Origin of the sequence: Polycladomyces subterraneus (assembly GCF_030433435.1) — a bacterium.
Classification (GTDB): Bacteria; Bacillota; Bacilli; order Thermoactinomycetales; family JIR-001; genus Polycladomyces; species Polycladomyces subterraneus.
In genome coordinates, this window is the sequence record NZ_JANRHH010000012.1 from 1 (window position 1) to 16,565 (window position 16,565).

Here is a 16,565-nt window from a genome sequence, read left to right on the forward strand (position 1 = left end):
GCCCATTCGGGTACGTGCTAACCGGGTGGGACGGGCTGATGACACAGCCCTAGCTTGAGGGTTGCCCGAAACAGAAATGGACTGAGGGCGTTAACCACTCAAGAATCACGGCTTTAGCCGTGTGGAGTGTCAATCATCCGTGATACAGGAAATTGATGATAAATGCTGCTGTAATCAGATACAAAAAGAAATTCATTTCTTTGTATTTCCCCGTCAATGTTTTCAACACCGTATAACTGACGAAGCCGAAGGCCAATCCTTCTGCGATGCTGGAAGTCAACGGCATCAGGATGATGGTCAAAAACGCCGGAACAGTATCGGTGAAATCATCGAACGAAAGGTTCTTGATCTCACTCAGCATCAGCGAGCCGACCAGAATCAGTGCTGGTGCAGTGGCCACCGAGGGGATCAGCATAATCAACGGTGTCAAAAACAGGCTCAGCAGAAACAGACCCGCCACTACCACTGCGGTGAGACCAGTTCGCCCACCTTCAGAGATACCGGCGGCATTCTCGATATAAGCGTTGAGTGCAGTGGAGCCGAACGTGGCACTCATCATCGTACCCACGGCATCTGCTTGCAGTGCGCGGTTCAAATTGGGGATATCGCCATTTTTGTCCATCAATCCCGCTTTTTTGGACAAGCCGATCAATGTGGCCAGGTTGTCAAACAGCTCCACGATCGTAAAAGAGAATATAATGGAAAAAATACCGTAATGAATGGCGGCCATGATGTCCAATTTCCCAAGCGTGGTGGTGATGTCCGGCATGGTGAACGTCATCACGTCGGACAATCGGTGTGGTACCGGAGTCACGCCGAATGCCATTGCCAACAGGGTGGTGACCAAAATGCTAATGATCATGGCCCCTTTGATGTTACGCGCCATCAGGATAACAGCCACCAACAGACCGATCATGGTCAGGATCGGGCCAGGTTGTGTCACTTGACCCAGCGAGACGAAGGTGGCAGGACTCTTCACGATGATGCCTGCGTTTTTCAGCCCGATAAATGCGATAAACAGTCCAATGCCCACCACGATGGCGGACCGAAGCACTTCTGGCACGGCTGCCACCAGTCTACGGCGTATCCCGGTCACTGTCAGCAGGAAAAAGACGAGTCCGGAGATAAAGACGGCACCAAGAGCGGTCTGCCAACTCAACCCTTGTCCAAGTACAACACTGTAGGTGAAAAAGGCATTCAGCCCCATACCGGGTGCGATGGCCACCGGAAAATTGGCCCACAATCCGAAAAGCAGTGTACAAAAAACACTGGCGAAAATGGTGGCGGCGATAGCTCCCTCCTTGGGAATGCCGGCGTCGGACAAAATTTGCGGGTTAACAAAGATGATGTAGCACATCGTCATAAAAGTGGTGAGACCCGCAAAAAGTTCCGTTTTGACGTCGGTTTTCCGCTCAGACAATCGGAAAAATCGGTCCAAAAATCCTTGGGTGTTTTGCGACATTTCCGTTACCGCCATGGATTGCGGCGTTTCCACTTGTGAATCGGCCATGGGAAATCCTCCTTTTTGCCTATGATGTCCAACATCTCCCGATATTGCCGATTACCGGATGACCGCGGATTCCCATTTCCCTCGACCGAAACCGTGGCCAACCTTTGACGGCTTTTCAGATGGGAAATCGAACCTATGAGGCTGTCTCATCATGGTTTCACTTTGCTATGTTACTACAAAGATCGGAAGGGAATCTACCATTTGAAGTCAGATTGTCATGGAAAAATCACGTTTATACCCCATATATACCCGAGTCTATTTACTTAAATATGATATATACAAGAAGAGTATATTTAAATAAGTAATAAAATGGGAATGGGATCGCAATTAACAACATTGATCTGAAGGAATAGGTGATTCAAAAACAGCCGAAATTTCGGTAAAATAGAATTGAACAGAATGGTCGGTTCATTTTGTAGACTGCCCGATAATGAATGATTATTCATTCATCAATCAGTGGAGGGTGTTCCATGACGAATAACGAACGCATATGGTGGCGCAGTTATCCTTTGGAAGTTCCGAAGCATCTGGATGTCCCTGATGTGACGCTGACCCGATTGCTGTTGTCGGCAGCAGAGGAGTTTCCTGACCGGGAAGCAATTTATTTCATGGGAAAACGCATTACCTATCGGCAATTGTTGTCGGATGTATCCCGTTTTGCCCGGGCGCTGCAATCCCTCGGTGTCCGAAAAGGCGATCGTGTGGCGATTATGTTGCCCAACTCCCCCCAAGCGGTGATTGCGTACTACGGGGCTTTGATGATCGGAACCGTCGTCGTGCAAACCAATCCCATGTACATGGAGCGGGAGTTGGAGCACCAACTGTGTGATTCCGGAGCGGAGACTATCATCTGTCTGGATTTACTCTATCCCAAAGTGGCCAGTGTCAAGGAACAGACGCGTCTTTCCCGCATCATTGTGACTCGGATCGGGGATTATCTGCCTTGGCCGAAAAATTGGTTGTATCCGCTGAAGTTGTGGAAGGACGGCAATCATGTGAACGTGCCGTATCATGAACAGGAAGTCTTTCGTTTTTCACGGCTGCTAAAGAAAGCGCTTGCAAAACCGGTGGAAGATGTCAACGTTGAAGCCGATGATTTGGCTTTGTTACAGTATACCGGCGGAACGACCGGTTTGCCCAAAGGAGCGATGCTCACTCATCGCAATCTCGTGTTCAATGCGGTTCAGTGCGCCCATTGGACGCATGATTGCCGACTCGGTGAGGAGAAGGTGCTGGGAATACTACCCTTCTTTCATGTATACGGCATGACCGTGGTGATGAATTTCAGCGTTTACATGGCGGCTACCATGATTCTTGCCCCTCGGTTCGACGTGGATGAAGTGCTGAGACTGATCAACGAAGAAAAGCCCACTGTGTTCCCGGGTGCGCCGACGATGTATATTGCGTTGATCAACCATCCTGACATCAGCCGATATGATTTGTCTTCGATCCGTGCCTGTCTGAGCGGTTCCGCTCCGTTGCCGGTCGAGGTGCAGCAACGGTTCGAAGAGCTGACCGGCGGTCGCTTGGTGGAAGGATACGGTTTGACGGAAGCATCGCCCGTCACCCATGCCAACCCGATTTGGGGACGTCGGAAAACTGGCAGCATCGGTTTGCCGTGGCCTAACACGGATTGTCGGATCGTCGATCCAAGTACGGGGGAAGTGCTGCCTTTAGGCAGTGTTGGTGAACTGCAGGTAAAAGGTCCGCAAGTGATGAAGGGATATTGGAACCGACCGGAAGAGACGGCGCAAGTGTTGAAGGACGGCTGGCTGTCCACCGGCGACATCGCGACGATGGACGAGGATGGGTATTTCTACATATTGGATAGAAAAAAAGACATGATCATCGCCAGTGGTTACAACATCTATCCAAGGGAAATTGAAGAGGTGCTGTACGAGCATCCGGCGATAAAGGAAGCCGCCGTCATCGGCGTTCCCGATCCGTATCGCGGAGAGACGGTGAAAGCGTTTGTCGTTTTGAAGGAAGGCCACCAGGTGACAGAGAAAGAGCTGGAGCAATTTTGCCGTGCCAAGCTGGCTCGGTACAAAATTCCGAGACAGTATGAGTTTCGTTCTGAATTGCCCAAAAGTGCGGTGGGCAAGGTGCTGCGCCGTGTATTGATTGAGGAGGAGAAGAAAAAAGCCGCATTTACACCGGAAAACACCAAAACAGGGAATGGTTAAAAACTTTGCTATCAAACTGGGGCTGTGTTGGATCACAGCCTTTTTTTTCGTAGAAATATACCGATTTGTTGGTATGAATTGAATAAATTGGATGTCACGGCTGGAAAAGGGTTTGTTATAATAGCGAGGTGTTTGAAAACCAAATGAGTTAGGGCACAAAGTGGGAAGGAGCGGCTCACATGCCTATCATACGTACTTTCATCGGCATGTCGGCCTGTCTTTTAACCCTTGTGGCAGTGGGATGGCACCAACCGTCTTTCAATAATCCGACTCAGGATCGAGGAGTTAGCCAGCAAGCGATACAGATGAAGTTCAATTCCTACCGTGTGATGCAACAACCCCGTATTTCTGCAAAGATCTCCGACAAAACCAAACAAACCACTCATGCAACACATGCAGCAACCACAAAAACGACTGCCGCCAAAACAAAAGAAACCAAAACCAAAAAGACAACTGTGACTCTTAGCAGTCGGTCGACATCCAGCAAGCGAGCTGTGCGTTACCATCTCTCCGCACAAGATATCCGGTGGATGGAACGTGTGGTTTATAGTGAAGCTCGGGGTGAACCGTTCCAAGGACAGGTAGCGGTTGCAGCAGTTTTACTCAATCGATTGGAATCTCCACATTTCCCCTCTACCATCCGAGGGATCATTTTCCAGCGTAACGCGTTTACGGCTGTACAGGACGGTCAGATCTGGTTAAAACCGGATAACGAAGCGCGTCTCGCAGTGATGAAAGCCTTGAAGGGATATGATCCCACCGGAGGGGCATTATATTATTATAATCCCGAAATTGCCACCGCCGCGTGGAGTAAAAAACGGCCGGTCATCAAACGGATCGGTAATCACGTGTTCACCCGATGATCCCCGCATGCAGCGGGGATTTTTTTATTGATGTATAATAACGTATGAATGCGCTTACAGCCAATGTGGACGGAAAAAAGTTGACAGATGATGCTTTGTGGCATAAACTAAAAATTGAATGAACAATCATTCATTTCTTCGATTTTATGATGGGAAGGGAACAACATGATGGCAAAACGAACGGGGGAAAAATATGAAGCGATCATCAACGCGGCCGTGCGTGTGATTGCGGAACACGGTTATCACAACGCGCAGGTATCCAAGATCGCCCGCGAGGCCAAAGTCGCCGACGGGACGATCTATCTATATTTCGAAAATAAGGACGATGTGCTCATTTCGTTGTTTAATGAGAAAATGGGTGCGTTCATCCGGCAAGTAGAAGAAGTCATAAAAGGGATCTCTTCGCCCGCTGATCAGCTTCGCGAGCTGATCCGTCTCCATTTCAAATCCATGGAGGAAAATCGGCATTTGGCGATCGTAACGCAGATTGAATTGCGACAATCCAATCCCGGTGTACGCAGAGCCATCGGAGAGATTTTGAAAAAATATCTCAATCTGATCGACCGCATCATCTCGGCTGGGATGGAACAGAGGATCTTCCGCAACGACCTGGATGTGCGCATCACACGAAAGATGATCTTTGGCGCGATTGACGAAATGGTCACTTCTTGGATCATGAAGGATTGCAAATACAGTTTGGTAGATCAGGTGGAGCCGATCGTGTCCCTGTTTTTGCATGGGATCAAATCGCGCTAATGCGGCAGAACCGTTGACGGTCAATAAACGGAACCCGCTCCCAAGCAAGGAACGGGCCCGTTTCACCTTTATATTTCTTTTTTTCAAACTAGTCTCCAAAGGGGGAAGAGTACGTCATGAATATCCTGGTTTGTCTGAAACAAACCTTTGACACGGAAGAAAAAATTGTCTTGGAAGACGGGCGCATCAGCGAGGAAGGTGTGGAATTCGTCATCAATCCGTACGATGAATATGCGGTCGAGGAAGCCATCAAGCTGAAAGAACAACACGGGGGAGAAGTAACCGTGATCACGGTGGGGCCGGAACGAGCCGAGCAAGCGCTCCGTACCGCGTTGGCGATGGGAGCAGATAAAGGAATCATCGTTGATATGGAAGATTTTGAAGGGGAAGCGGATGAGCACACAATCGCCCACATACTGGCCAGTGTGATCCGGGATTTGGAATATGATATCATCCTCACGGGATATATGGCCGTGGACGACGGTTCGGCCCAGGTAGGCCCCCGATTGGCGGAATTGTTGGGCATCCCCCATATTTCCACGATTACGAAATTGACGATCGACGGCGATACCGTGGAAGTGGAAAAAGACGTCGAAGGGGACGTGGAATACATCCAATCCAAGCTGCCGATCTTGGTGACCGCGCAGCAAGGATTAAACGAGCCGCGGTACCCTTCGTTGCCGGGCATTATGAAAGCGAAAAAGAAACCGCTGGAGCGGTTGGATGTAGATGACCTTGATCTGGACGAAGAACTGTTGGAAGCGAAAACGGAAACATTGGAAGTGTTCCTGCCTCCGAAAAAAGAAGCAGGCAAAATCCTTGAAGGAGATCTGTCCGAACAGGTTCAAGAATTGGTCCGCTTGCTGCAGCATGAAGCAAAAGTGATCTGAGGGAGGAGCGATGAAGATGAGCAGAAACATATTGGTATTGGCAGATGTGCGTGACGGCGCTTTACGGAATGTATCATTGGAATGCTTGGCCGCTGCGGGACGTGTGGCCGAAGGCGGCAAGGTGACGGCGGCCGTTTTTGGAAGCAAAGCGAAATCCTTCGTGGAAACCCTTGCCCATTACGGTGCCGATGAAGTGATCATAGTGGAGAACGAACAGTTGGATCAATATACGACGGATGCATACTTCCAGGCGTTCAAACAGGTAATCGACACTGTCGGTCCCGATGTCATCTTTACCGGGCATACGGCAGTAGGACGGGACGTCAGCCCGCGGATTGCGGCCCGTTTGGGAGTGGGGCTCATTTCTGACTGCACCGATGTACAACTGACGGATGGACGCATCGTTTTCACACGGCCGATTTATGCCGGAAAGGCTTTTGTCAAAAAAGTGGTGAAGTCGGGGATGGTGTTTGCCACCCTGCGCCCCAACAACATCCCGGCTCGTGAACCAGACCGGTCGCGAAATGCGGAGGTGAAGGAGCTGGATGTGACGTTTGCGCCGGAGACACTTCGCACCATTGTCAAGGAAGTGGTGAAAAAGACGGCGGAAGGGGTTGACCTCTCCGAAGCGCGCATCATTGTTTCCGGCGGTCGGGGTGTGAAGAGCGCCGACGGATTCAAACCGCTGAAGGAGTTGGCGGACGTACTGGGCGGAGCCGTGGGGGCATCCCGCGGGGCATGTGACGCCGGTTATTGCGATTATGCACTGCAAATCGGGCAAACCGGGAAAGTGGTGACCCCTGACTTGTACATCGCCTGCGGTATTTCCGGTGCCATCCAGCATTTGGCCGGCATGTCCAACTCCAAAGTGATCGTGGCCATCAATAAGGACCCGGAAGCCAACATTTTCAACGTCGCCGACTACGGCATTGTCGGGGATTTGTTTGAAGTAGTGCCCATGTTGACGGAAGAGTTCAAAAAAGTGCTGGCGCAAAAGGTGTGACGAATTCCCTCAACGGGAAAAAATCTGAGGAATCAAGTGAAGAGGTACACCCGGTGCTGCGATTGGGAGACGGCCTTTGTCGACCGTCTCCCAATTTCGCTTCGTCGTTTGGGCTATTACCGGCGGTCAGGAGTATCCTGCCGCCCTCTTTCATGCGTCTTCTCAATATTTCGTTACCCGAAAGGGTTGGAAGTTCGTCGGCTTCGGTGGTATACTGATACATATCCGACGAACCAATGGATAAGGAGGGCTATGTATGGCCATTGTGGATGTGACGGATCAAACCTTTGCCAGTGAAGTAGAATCCGGCGGCACCGTACTGGTGGACTTTTGGGCTCCGTGGTGCGGACCGTGTAAAATGATTGCTCCGGTTTTGGAAGAAGTGGATGGAGAAATCGGCGATAAATTGAAAATCGCCAAAGTGAATGTGGACAACAACCCGGAAACCGCCAGCCGTTTTGGTGTGATGAGCATTCCGACCCTGATGGTGTTCAAAAACGGCGAAATGGTGGCCAAAATGTCCGGTTATCAACCCAAAGAGCAATTGATGCAGTGGTTGAATCAATATTTGTGAGCATCTGTGTGAAAACCCGGCATCCGATCGGTTGCCGGGTTTGATGTTTCTATGGAGCAACATTCGCTCAAGGGCGTATCCGGTAGATCCGTTTTCAACCGGCCACCCTTCACCCTGGTCTTCGAGATCCTAAGCGGTTACGGTTCGACCATCCCCCTCCATATGGGCGACTGTCGGTTGGCTCTGGCAACCATTCATTTTCCGTATCGTCTTCAAACAGTTTGATACGGATGAGGCGGGCGTAGCGGGTGTACAACGTGCTGATCATTATCATGGTGGGGATCATGTGGAACAACGAGAAGAACAGTCCTCCGAATCCACCACCGATGATATTGGCAATGGTTTGGTCGCCGAAAAATTGGAGAACAAACCAAGGGCACACGGTGATCATGGTCAACACGGTCACACCAAGCGTTCCTAGAATCAATGCGTAGAGCAAGGAGAGAATGGCCGTTCCGCCTTGGAGAAATAACAGGCGAAAGCTGTGTCCCACCGCCGAGAACACACCCTTTTTCTCCACCATCGAGATGACAGGGGTGTGAACAGTCGCCACCGCCAAACCAAGCAACAATAGTCCGCCCACGATCCAAACTACTATTTGTCCCAGTCCCGTCGGTACTACCTCGGCGATTTGCGTGACGCCCCAGCCCGTCATGCCGATCAGGATGGCGTGAATCAGCAACATCAGAAGTATCCGTACCGGATAGCGCATGCCGTAGTAAAAGAAATGGCTGACGGAAAAACAGTCATGCAACGTAGCTTCCCGGATGGACCCCATCATGCCGCACAGCAAAAACAAGATTAACAGGAGCATCAGGGCCGAAAGAATTTCTAGCCCCGTCTTCCATATGGGTGGTACTTGTGTCAAGATCTGGGGCAGGGCATCTGTTCGCAGTGCAGTTAGGGTCTCAACCGGACGAGAGAAGAAAGACGGTGCGATCATCCGGATGGATATGGCAAAAAAAGTAATCAACACGCAAATTGAGACCAATCCACCCAAAAACGTGCTGAACCAGAGCTTAATACCGTGGCGGTTCAGGAGGCTGAGTGTTTCACGCAACCCGATCACTCCTTTCAATATTTCGTCATTGACCCCCTCATAATAAAGAACGCCCGAAGGCGTCCGTTTGTTGAGGGAAATATTTCACTGTTGCCGGGGGTATTGCGGTGGTTGGCTCGGTTTTTCCGGTTGAGGCTGTGGCGATGGCTGAGTGGATTGCGGTTGGGACGATTGCGGCACCTGCCAGGACGGTTTCCCCTGATGTTGGCCCGGGTTGAAGGTAAAAGACGGTTGGAACGGCGACTGGAACTGCGGCCCCGACGATGGCTGTTGTGGTTGGGACCAACCCGACTGAGCGCCGGAACCACTGGACGGTGTCGTTAACGGCTGGTTGGGTTGACCCCATGAAACCGACTGGCTTCCCATTTGTGGTTGCGACGGTTGATTCGGTTGCTGCCACGTTGATCCCTGCGGATTGAAGCTCGGGTTGTATCCGTTGCCAAAGCCTGTGGCAGGTCCCTGCGGCTGAGGAGATTGGTTATAGCCGTGGGCTTGATACCCTTGTCCTTGCCCTTGCCAGTTGGCATCCGCAGTCGGCCCGCTTACCGGGTACAACTCGCCGCGCAGCCGGTTTTGGTAACGATGGGCGATGAAGAGAATATTGACAGTGAACACATATACCCAAAAGGGAATGATGAGTAAAAAAACAAAGAATGCAATCATGGAGCTGACTTTGGCAAGAAAACTCATAATCAGATCAATGATTAACGCGACTGCCGAAATGCCTAAAATCCCCAAAAACGTGAGGAAAACAGTACTGAATTGCTGCCGGAGCAAACGGAAAGATTGGCTGATAGAACGAAACACTTTTTCGTTTTCAGCTACCAGAATAATCGGTGCATTCATAAACGCTAGTATGGGGACAAAATAACCTACCAATGATAGTATGACCAGAATCCACCCGAGAACCAAATTATGATTCGCAAATGAAAAAATGGCCCCAAAAAAGAATAGTAGAAATGGAATGTAGGCAAAGAACATCAAAAAACTGAGGCCGAGCATCTTGAAAGCGTATCGGAATCCCGTACGGAAGAACGAACCAATTGATGATTGACCACGGCAAACTGCCTCAACAGCTGTTCCGATTGCTCCCGAACTCCAGATGGATGCGAACAAAAAGCAAATCGCATAATAAAAGATTACACTGAACCCGAAAATTCCCACGATTTGTACTGGATCGAAGCTATCGCTTTCCAGTTTGTTTAAGGCGCCAGACCCCAAAATTGATCCAAATGTGACGAAAAACAAAATACTCATTACAAACGTAAACACTATCAAAAGTGCAAGCGACCCCAACAAGTTGCTTAACCAAACTTTCAGCGAATGCCGACGCAAAACGGATGAGAATGATGGCATGCAAACCCCTCATTTCTTTATGTATTTGCGTCAGGTGTTTCATAAACAGATATTTTTATGAAACTCATGTGATCGATCTCTATTTTACCTTTTTTTATTCAGATTTGAAGAGGATTTTTCATATTTTCTCATTAAGAACCAATCAACCACCATTTTCAAACGCCTCGGGAGCACCCCGAGGCGTTTGATTCTTCAATGATGAGGCGGTTGATTCGGATTTGGATGGGTGGTCGAAGGTGGTTGATAAGTAAACGGCGGCTGATATTCGGTTTGCGGTTGATAGGGTTGACTTTGCGCAGAATGTGGAACGCCTATCGTTCCCCAGTCGTTAGCTTCAAGTTGGGGACCATTTGGTGACGACCCTGCTCTATAGGGTTCGCTATGATACCAAGAATGTGGCCCTTCCCCGGAAGGACCGGGTGGTGGAGTCGGGATGATTGCCGGCCGGATCTTCATCTTGTATCGCCAGACAATCAACAACGGAATCACCGCGATCAAGTAAATATAGTAAAGCCCAGTGAGAAACGCCAAAATCCCCAAGATTACCTTTAGGGCCAGGTTGTTCTCTGACAGCGGGATCAAGGGAAGTATGAGTACCAACGGAGCGGCGAACCATGCCAGTATCATCAAGAACGTCAGCAATGACTGTCCCCATTTCCGCCAGCTTGCCAACCACGCAAGTTTAACGGAACGAAACACTTTTTCATTTTCGGCGATCATGATCACATGTGAATGGCTCACCCAAATGATCAGGTACACATAGACGAAGAGATACCAAATGACGCCGATGCTTTTCACCCAGTCGGAGTGGCTCGTTGCGATCAAAAGAACCGAGGGCAATACAAGCAACAAGCCGAGAATTACGATCAGTACATATTTCCCCGCGAAACGAAAGACAAATCGATATCCATATCGAAAGAACGAACCGATCGTCACGCGGTCTTCAAAGACGGCTTGCACGGCGGGACCATAATACCCTCCAACAAAAAATGAAATAATGGCCAAATAGAAAAGAAAATACAGAACAATCGCCGTCATCCCCACAATCATGGCCTGGATCGAATTCAAATGCTCCAGCATGTACTTGATTTCTGATCCCCAACCAGTCACCGTAGCGACACCGAAGATCAACATGAGCAACACCAAGAGAATTATTGAAGCAATGATAGTCAACGTGATTCCTACCAAATAACTCAACCATACCATCCCTGAGTGTCTTCTGAGGACTGAGACGAATGACTGCATATCCAGCCTCCCATCTATTTTTGACCCCTATTATACCGGTTTTTATCTTTACATGGTTTCATTTTTGAAAAAAATCTTGTAAAGGGAGTTAGTACCGGTTAGAGGAAAATGTGTTCTCCTCATCGATTTCAAGACGATATCAGTATCAGTATTAAAACAAGGGTCGAGCGGTTTGACAGGCTGGCCGACGTTTATACTATTTTTGGTGTAAAATATTTGTGAGGAGACGGAAAAGCGAACAAGGAGCGGAAGGGAGGAAAACGATGCGTCCAACCATCAAGGAAAAACTGCCGCTCCTACCCGATCAGCCCGGTTGTTATCTGATGAAAAACGAAGTCGGTGACATCATCTACGTCGGCAAGGCCAAAAGCCTGAAAAACCGGGTGCGGTCGTATTTCACCGGCAGTCATGATGCCAAGACCCAACGGTTGGTCTCCGAGATCGCCGATTTTGAATACATCGTGACGGGGAGTCCGATTGAGGCGCTCATCTTGGAGTGCAACCTGATCAAGAAACATCGTCCCCGTTACAACGTCATGCTCAAAGACGACAAATCCTATCCGTATATCCGATTGACGAAGGAACGTCATCCCCGGTTGGAAGTGACGCGCCGGGTACGGAAAGACGGGTCCAAATATTTCGGCCCGTATCCGAACGCGGGGGCGGCGCAACAGACGAAAAAACTGCTGGACAAGTTGTATCCGCTCAGAAAATGTAATACGTTGCCCAAGCGGGTCTGTCTGTATTACCATTTGGGACAATGTCTGGCACCATGTGAATACCCTGTCGATCGTCAGCAGTATGAGGAGATGACGACGCAGATCGTTCGTTTCTTAAACGGCGGGTACCAAGAGGTACAGCGTGATCTGCGGCGCAAAATGGAAGAGGCCGCTGAATCGCTGGATTTCGAGCGGGCCAAGGAGTATCGGGATCTCATCCGGCATATCGAGACGATCATGGAGAAACAGACGATCACGTTCCAAGACAATGTGGATCGGGATGTGTTCGGGTACGCCCACGACAAAGGGTGGATGTGCGTACAAGTGTTTTTCGTCCGCCAAGGCAAACTGATCGAACGGGACGTATCCATTTTTCCGCATTACAACGAACCGGAGGAAGATTTTCTCTCGTTCGTCACGCAGTTTTACCATGACAATCCAGCGCTCCCCAGAGAGATTTTCCTGCCGTTTGAGGTCGATCCGGAGTGGTTGCGCGAATGGTTGAACGGCGTTCATGTCCATGTTCCGCAACGGGGGCTAAAGCGAAAGCTGGTTGAGATGGCGCAGGAGAACGCACGGATTGCCCTGGAAGAGCGGTTCCGCCTGATGGAGCGGGATGAAGAGCGGACGCAGCGAGCCATCCGACAGCTGGGTGAAGCGCTCGGGATCGGTGTGCCGCGACGGATCGAAGCCTTTGACAACTCCAACATCCAGGGGACTGATCCTGTTTCGGCGATGGTGGTGTTTCTTGACGGTAAACCCGCCAAGCAGGAATACCGTAAATTCAAGATCCGTACGGTGGACAAACCGGATGATTACGAAACGATGCGTGAAGTGATTCGCCGCCGGTATACGCGGGTGTTGAAAGAGGATCTGCCGTTGCCCGATTTGATCCTCGTCGACGGCGGCCGCGGGCAGATAGCGGCGGCACGGGATGTGTTGGAAAATGAGCTGGGGTTGTATATTCCCGTCGGCGGCATGGTGAAAGACGATCGGCATCGAACGGCGAGATTGTTGGCGGGTGATCCTCCTGAGCCGGTCGATTTGCCCAGAGGTAGCCAGGAATTTTATTTGCTGCAGCGGATTCAGGAAGAGGTCCATCGGTTTGCTGTCGCGTTTCACCGGAAAACCCGTACTAAGGCGGCGTTCCGCTCTAAACTGGACGACATTCCGGGTGTGGGGGAAAAACGAAAACAGATGCTGTTCCGCCATTTCGGTTCAATTGAAAATATGAAAAACGCCACTGTCGAAGAATACCGAAAAGCGGGGATCGGCGACAAGCTGGCACGCACTATCATTCAAGCGTTGCGACAAGACGGGGAATCGGAACATGATGCGGTTACGCGATGACCGAAGAACGGGCGTGATCGTGCTTGCCGGCGGCGCTTCCTCCCGCATGGGAACGGACAAAGCGATGCTGCTGATCGGGGGAGTCCCCGTCATCCGTCATATTGTGGAAAAAATGAGCCCCATCGGACCGGTGCTAGTGGTGACGAACCATCCCGAGCGGTATCGCTGGCTGGAGGTGCCCATGGTGAAGGATCGTGAGCCGGGTCGGGGGCCGCTCGCGGGTTTGCATGCCGGTTTGTCGACGTCTATATGTGAAACCAATCTCGTCGTGGCTTGCGACATGCCGTTCGTCTCGATGAGGGCGGCTGTGTGGTTATTGTCCAGACTGGGAAATGCCTTCGTTTGTGTGCCCACACTGGACGGACGGCCGCATCCGTTGTTTGCGGTGTATCGAAAGGCATGTTTACCCGTGTTGGCGCGACAACTTCGCGAGGGACAATTGCAGGTTCGTCGGTTTTTGGCGGAGGTGCCCACCCGTTTTGTTTCCCTGGAGGAAGCCGGTTTGGGTGAAGAGGCGGAACGGTGTGTATGGAACATGAACCGGCCGGAGGATTACCACCGAGCGTTGCAAATGGCGCACGAAGACTGCTCGTTCGCGGACTAACGGGATAACGGCTCGTCCGAAACGTGACCGTCAACCGGATGGATCAGATCACCCGCTCATTCTGTACGAGGTTTTCCGGGATCGCATTCGGGCGGTTCGACACGGGTCACTTGGGCCAACTTGTGGAGATAGTAACATTCTTCGCGAAACATGTGATCCGGGATCAGTGCCGGTATGGCATCCAGTACAGTATGATGCAGTTCCATCTCTTCCAGTTCAAGCAAAAATGCTTGGAACAGGCGGATCTCCAATTCCACTTCGTGATTAAACCGGGAAAGGGCGGGGAAATCGCGGAGACACGTCCGCAAATAGCCGGATATCTCCAACGCCTTGAGATAATAGGCGTCAAAATGCCGGGCAAAGGCTCGGCTTTTTTTCTTCAGTCGCCGTTCCACCCCGTCCAGTCTCCCGTCCAACGCATTTGCGTGTCCTGAGGCATCCGGCAACCATACGAGATGGTGATGGATCGGGTGAAGCGGGGGAGGCGGTTCATTTTTTTGGAGATAATGGAGAATGCGGAGATATTCCTCCACTTCATTCACCATGTGATTGAGAAACGTGGGAGTCATGCCCAGTGCGATATCGCCGATCAGGTGACGTTGGAGCAAATGCAGTTTGAACGTTCGAATATCCGATGCGGCCCGACAAGCCAGGCGGCTGAATTCGGCAGGGTCGGTATCCCCCGGACTGCGCGCCTGGTTTAACAATGCGTCCATCCGTTCGATGAAGAATTCAGCTCGGGCCACTTCTTTTTTCTCCCGGGGGGACAAATTGTCCGTCAGAAATCGCGCGTGATCCCCCAACACCTGCAGCCAAAATCGATGTTCCCACCAGGCTGACCTCGTCCGTTCCCCATGACCCATCTGAAACCCTCCTTTCTCAGCCAACATATGAGCTGAGAGGCTTGGGTCATGCCGAGCGGTTTCATCTAAGAGGAAGATCCGGTACAATCAGATTACTTGGGCCAAAATGATGGGAGGATGTAGGATGGCAGAACGGAAACGCCAACGCCTGGACAAGATCTTGTCCAACATGGGATACGGTACACGCAAGGAAATCAAGAAACTGATCAAAGCGGGATATGTGACAGTCAATGGCGAATGGGCGGATGATCCTGGTATGCATGTTGATCCGCATGATGATGTGATCGAAGTGGATGGCGAACGTGTCATCTATCGCCGGTATATCTATTTGATGATGAACAAGCCGCAGGGGGTGTTGTCCGCCACCGAGGATCGGGAAAGCGCGGTGGTGGTGGATTTGCTTCATCCTGAGCACGCCTTTTTTGAGCCGTTTCCGGTGGGCAGGTTGGACAAGGATACGGAGGGCCTGCTTTTGCTGACTAATGACGGCAAACTGGCGCACCGACTGCTGTCTCCTAAGAAACACGTACCGAAAACGTATTACGCGGAAGTGGAAGGAGCGGTGACCGATGCCGATGTCGAAGCGTTCTCCCGTGGCGTAACATTGGACGATGGTTACCGCACCCTGCCTGCCGAACTGAACGTGTTGCGATCGGGGCCGAAATCCGAAGTGGAACTGACCATATATGAAGGCAAATACCATCAGGTGAAACGCATGTTCCAGGCGGTGGGAAAGCGCGTCACCTTTTTGAAACGCATTGCCATGGGACCGTTGCCGTTGGACCCGAGCTTGGAGCCGGGAGAGTACCGTGAGTTGACCGAAGAGGAAGTAGCGGCGCTGAAAGGAGCGGAATCCGGCTCTCAGGCGTGATGAATGGGAGGAATGACGAAGATGGTATGGCCTGTGTCCGTTAAAGGAGTGCTGACGGATAGGCAAAAACGAGTTTGTTTGTTGCAAAACGAACGGGATGAGTGGGAGTTGCCCGGCGGCAGGTTGGAACGGGGAGAAACGCCCGAAAAGTGTTTGAAACGAGAAATCAGGGAAGAACTGGGTATTCCGGTTGACGTGGAAAGACTGCTGGATGTGTGGGTGTATGAGGTACAACCAGGGGCTGAAGTGTTGATCGTAACGTATCGTTGCCATTGGGATGGGAAGGATATTCCTCGAATCAGTGACGAACACACAGCGATGGGATGGTTTGACCGCGGGGAAATCAGTGGATTGCGCATACCGGAAGGATATTTGCGGGCGATTTTTTCAGTGCAGGGTGTTTCACCCAAGCGATCTTGAATAAACATGCAACGAAACGATTGGCAAAATCTCCGTTTTGTGTTACAATGCATGAAAACCTTGAAAACAACTGAATCTAAAAAGTTTTCCTCACTGCACACATGTGGAGTAGAGGTCGCGGAGCTTCAAGAGTACCTGTCGGGAGGGCCGGTTCCCGACGATCGGCAGGGAAAGGGGAGTCCGCCGAAGTTTCTCTCCTGGCCGGAAGGGGAGGAGCTGGGGTTGTCGCCGAACAGGGGCAACACTGTCACGGGAACGCATCGCGTCCCGTGGAGCACTATCTCACAGGGGACAG

At 50.9% G+C, this 16,565-nt stretch carries 15 protein-coding genes and 1 riboswitch; of the genes, 10 read left to right on the plus strand and 5 right to left on the minus strand.

Going from position 1 to position 16,565, the window contains the following annotated elements; genetic code table 11:
- Positions 1-133 precede the first annotated feature (133 nt).
- Positions 134-1,477, minus strand: coding sequence for an NCS2 family permease (locus NWF35_RS01535; protein ID WP_435873810.1), 1,344 nt, complete (start codon positions 1,475-1,477; stop codon positions 134-136).
- A gap of 503 nt (positions 1,478-1,980) precedes the next feature.
- Here NWF35_RS01535 and NWF35_RS01540 point away from each other — a divergent pair.
- The 6 genes from NWF35_RS01540 (at position 1,981) to trxA (ending at position 7,782) form a co-directional block, all read left to right on the plus strand.
- Positions 1,981-3,696, plus strand: coding sequence for a long-chain-fatty-acid--CoA ligase (locus NWF35_RS01540; RefSeq protein ID WP_301237339.1), 1,716 nt, complete (start codon positions 1,981-1,983; stop codon positions 3,694-3,696).
- Positions 3,697-3,875: 179 nt separating this feature from the next.
- The gene (locus NWF35_RS01545; protein WP_301237340.1) at positions 3,876-4,559 is read left to right on the plus strand and encodes a cell wall hydrolase; all 684 of its coding nucleotides are present in this window, start codon (positions 3,876-3,878) and stop codon (positions 4,557-4,559) included.
- 168 nt (positions 4,560-4,727) lie between these two features.
- The gene (gene fadR / locus NWF35_RS01550; RefSeq protein WP_301237404.1) at positions 4,728-5,315 is read left to right on the plus strand and encodes a fatty acid metabolism transcriptional regulator FadR; all 588 of its coding nucleotides are present in this window, start codon (positions 4,728-4,730) and stop codon (positions 5,313-5,315) included.
- A 116-nt stretch (positions 5,316-5,431) separates the two neighbouring features.
- Positions 5,432-6,205, plus strand: coding sequence for an electron transfer flavoprotein subunit beta/FixA family protein (locus tag NWF35_RS01555; protein ID WP_301237341.1), 774 nt, complete (start codon positions 5,432-5,434; stop codon positions 6,203-6,205).
- A gap of 16 nt (positions 6,206-6,221) precedes the next feature.
- A complete protein-coding gene (locus NWF35_RS01560) occupies positions 6,222-7,208 on the plus strand; it encodes an electron transfer flavoprotein subunit alpha/FixB family protein (protein ID WP_301237342.1) in 987 nt (328 codons plus the stop codon).
- A 256-nt stretch (positions 7,209-7,464) separates the two neighbouring features.
- Positions 7,465-7,782: a thioredoxin gene (gene trxA / locus NWF35_RS01565; RefSeq protein WP_212774432.1), complete on the plus strand. Its 318-nt coding sequence runs from the start codon at positions 7,465-7,467 to the stop codon at positions 7,780-7,782.
- 109 nt (positions 7,783-7,891) lie between these two features.
- Here trxA and NWF35_RS01570 read toward each other — a convergent pair whose 3' ends face one another.
- The 3 genes from NWF35_RS01570 to NWF35_RS01580 all read right to left on the minus strand — a co-directional run bounded on the left by NWF35_RS01570 (position 7,892) and on the right by NWF35_RS01580 (position 11,395).
- Positions 7,892-8,842: a hypothetical protein gene (locus tag NWF35_RS01570; RefSeq protein WP_301237343.1), complete on the minus strand. Its 951-nt coding sequence runs from the start codon at positions 8,840-8,842 to the stop codon at positions 7,892-7,894.
- Between the two features lie 84 nt (positions 8,843-8,926).
- Positions 8,927-9,754, minus strand: a complete 828-nt coding sequence (locus NWF35_RS01575) for a hypothetical protein (RefSeq protein ID WP_301237344.1) — start codon at positions 9,752-9,754, stop codon at positions 8,927-8,929.
- Between the two features lie 636 nt (positions 9,755-10,390).
- On the minus strand, positions 10,391-11,395 hold the full coding sequence (locus tag NWF35_RS01580; RefSeq protein WP_301237345.1) for a hypothetical protein: 1,005 nt from the start codon (positions 11,393-11,395) through the stop codon (positions 10,391-10,393).
- 311 nt (positions 11,396-11,706) lie between these two features.
- Between NWF35_RS01580 and uvrC the strand changes: the two genes are divergently transcribed.
- Together uvrC and mobA are read left to right on the plus strand one after the other, a co-directional pair.
- Positions 11,707-13,512: an excinuclease ABC subunit UvrC gene (uvrC, locus tag NWF35_RS01585; protein WP_301237346.1), complete on the plus strand. Its 1,806-nt coding sequence runs from the start codon at positions 11,707-11,709 to the stop codon at positions 13,510-13,512.
- The gene (gene mobA / locus NWF35_RS01590; protein WP_301237347.1) at positions 13,493-14,116 is read left to right on the plus strand and encodes a molybdenum cofactor guanylyltransferase; all 624 of its coding nucleotides are present in this window, start codon (positions 13,493-13,495) and stop codon (positions 14,114-14,116) included. The genes uvrC and mobA overlap by 20 nt, the downstream gene beginning before the upstream one ends.
- 56 nt (positions 14,117-14,172) lie before the next feature.
- On the opposite strand, the gene NWF35_RS01595 is transcribed toward mobA, so the two are convergent.
- A complete protein-coding gene (locus tag NWF35_RS01595) occupies positions 14,173-14,979 on the minus strand; it encodes a DUF2935 domain-containing protein (RefSeq protein ID WP_301237348.1) in 807 nt (268 codons plus the stop codon).
- A 124-nt stretch (positions 14,980-15,103) separates the two neighbouring features.
- On the opposite strand from NWF35_RS01595, the gene NWF35_RS01600 reads away from it, so the two are divergent.
- Positions 15,104-15,850 (plus strand): pseudouridine synthase, encoded by a 747-nt coding sequence (locus NWF35_RS01600; RefSeq protein WP_301237349.1) that lies wholly within the window; start codon positions 15,104-15,106, stop codon positions 15,848-15,850.
- A gap of 21 nt (positions 15,851-15,871) precedes the next feature.
- Positions 15,872-16,270 carry an NUDIX hydrolase gene (locus NWF35_RS01605; RefSeq protein ID WP_301237350.1) on the plus strand — a complete coding sequence of 133 codons (399 nt, stop codon included), beginning with the start codon at positions 15,872-15,874 and terminating at the stop codon, positions 16,268-16,270.
- 101 nt (positions 16,271-16,371) lie between these two features.
- A riboswitch (Lysine riboswitch) is annotated at positions 16,372-16,558 on the plus strand.
- Positions 16,559-16,565: the final 7 nt, after the last annotated feature.

Bases quoted from the DNA above. Each gene is read 5' to 3' on its own strand.
- NWF35_RS01595 (WP_301237348.1), bottom strand. From the start codon at position 14,979: ATGGGTCATGGGGAACGGACGAGGTCAGCCTGGTGGGAACATCGATTT.
- fadR (WP_301237404.1), top strand. From the start codon at position 4,728: ATGGCAAAACGAACGGGGGAAAAATATGAAGCGATCATCAACGCGGCC.
- NWF35_RS01555 (WP_301237341.1), top strand. From the start codon at position 5,432: ATGAATATCCTGGTTTGTCTGAAACAAACCTTTGACACGGAAGAAAAA.
- NWF35_RS01545 (WP_301237340.1), top strand. From the start codon at position 3,876: ATGCCTATCATACGTACTTTCATCGGCATGTCGGCCTGTCTTTTAACC.
- NWF35_RS01540 (WP_301237339.1), top strand. From the start codon at position 1,981: ATGACGAATAACGAACGCATATGGTGGCGCAGTTATCCTTTGGAAGTT.
- mobA (WP_301237347.1), top strand. From the start codon at position 13,493: ATGATGCGGTTACGCGATGACCGAAGAACGGGCGTGATCGTGCTTGCC.
- trxA (WP_212774432.1), top strand. From the start codon at position 7,465: ATGGCCATTGTGGATGTGACGGATCAAACCTTTGCCAGTGAAGTAGAA.
- NWF35_RS01560 (WP_301237342.1), top strand. From the start codon at position 6,222: ATGAGCAGAAACATATTGGTATTGGCAGATGTGCGTGACGGCGCTTTA.
- NWF35_RS01600 (WP_301237349.1), top strand. From the start codon at position 15,104: ATGGCAGAACGGAAACGCCAACGCCTGGACAAGATCTTGTCCAACATG.
- NWF35_RS01605 (WP_301237350.1), top strand. From the start codon at position 15,872: ATGGTATGGCCTGTGTCCGTTAAAGGAGTGCTGACGGATAGGCAAAAA.
- NWF35_RS01535 (WP_435873810.1), bottom strand. From the start codon at position 1,477: ATGGCGGTAACGGAAATGTCGCAAAACACCCAAGGATTTTTGGACCGA.
- uvrC (WP_301237346.1), top strand. From the start codon at position 11,707: ATGCGTCCAACCATCAAGGAAAAACTGCCGCTCCTACCCGATCAGCCC.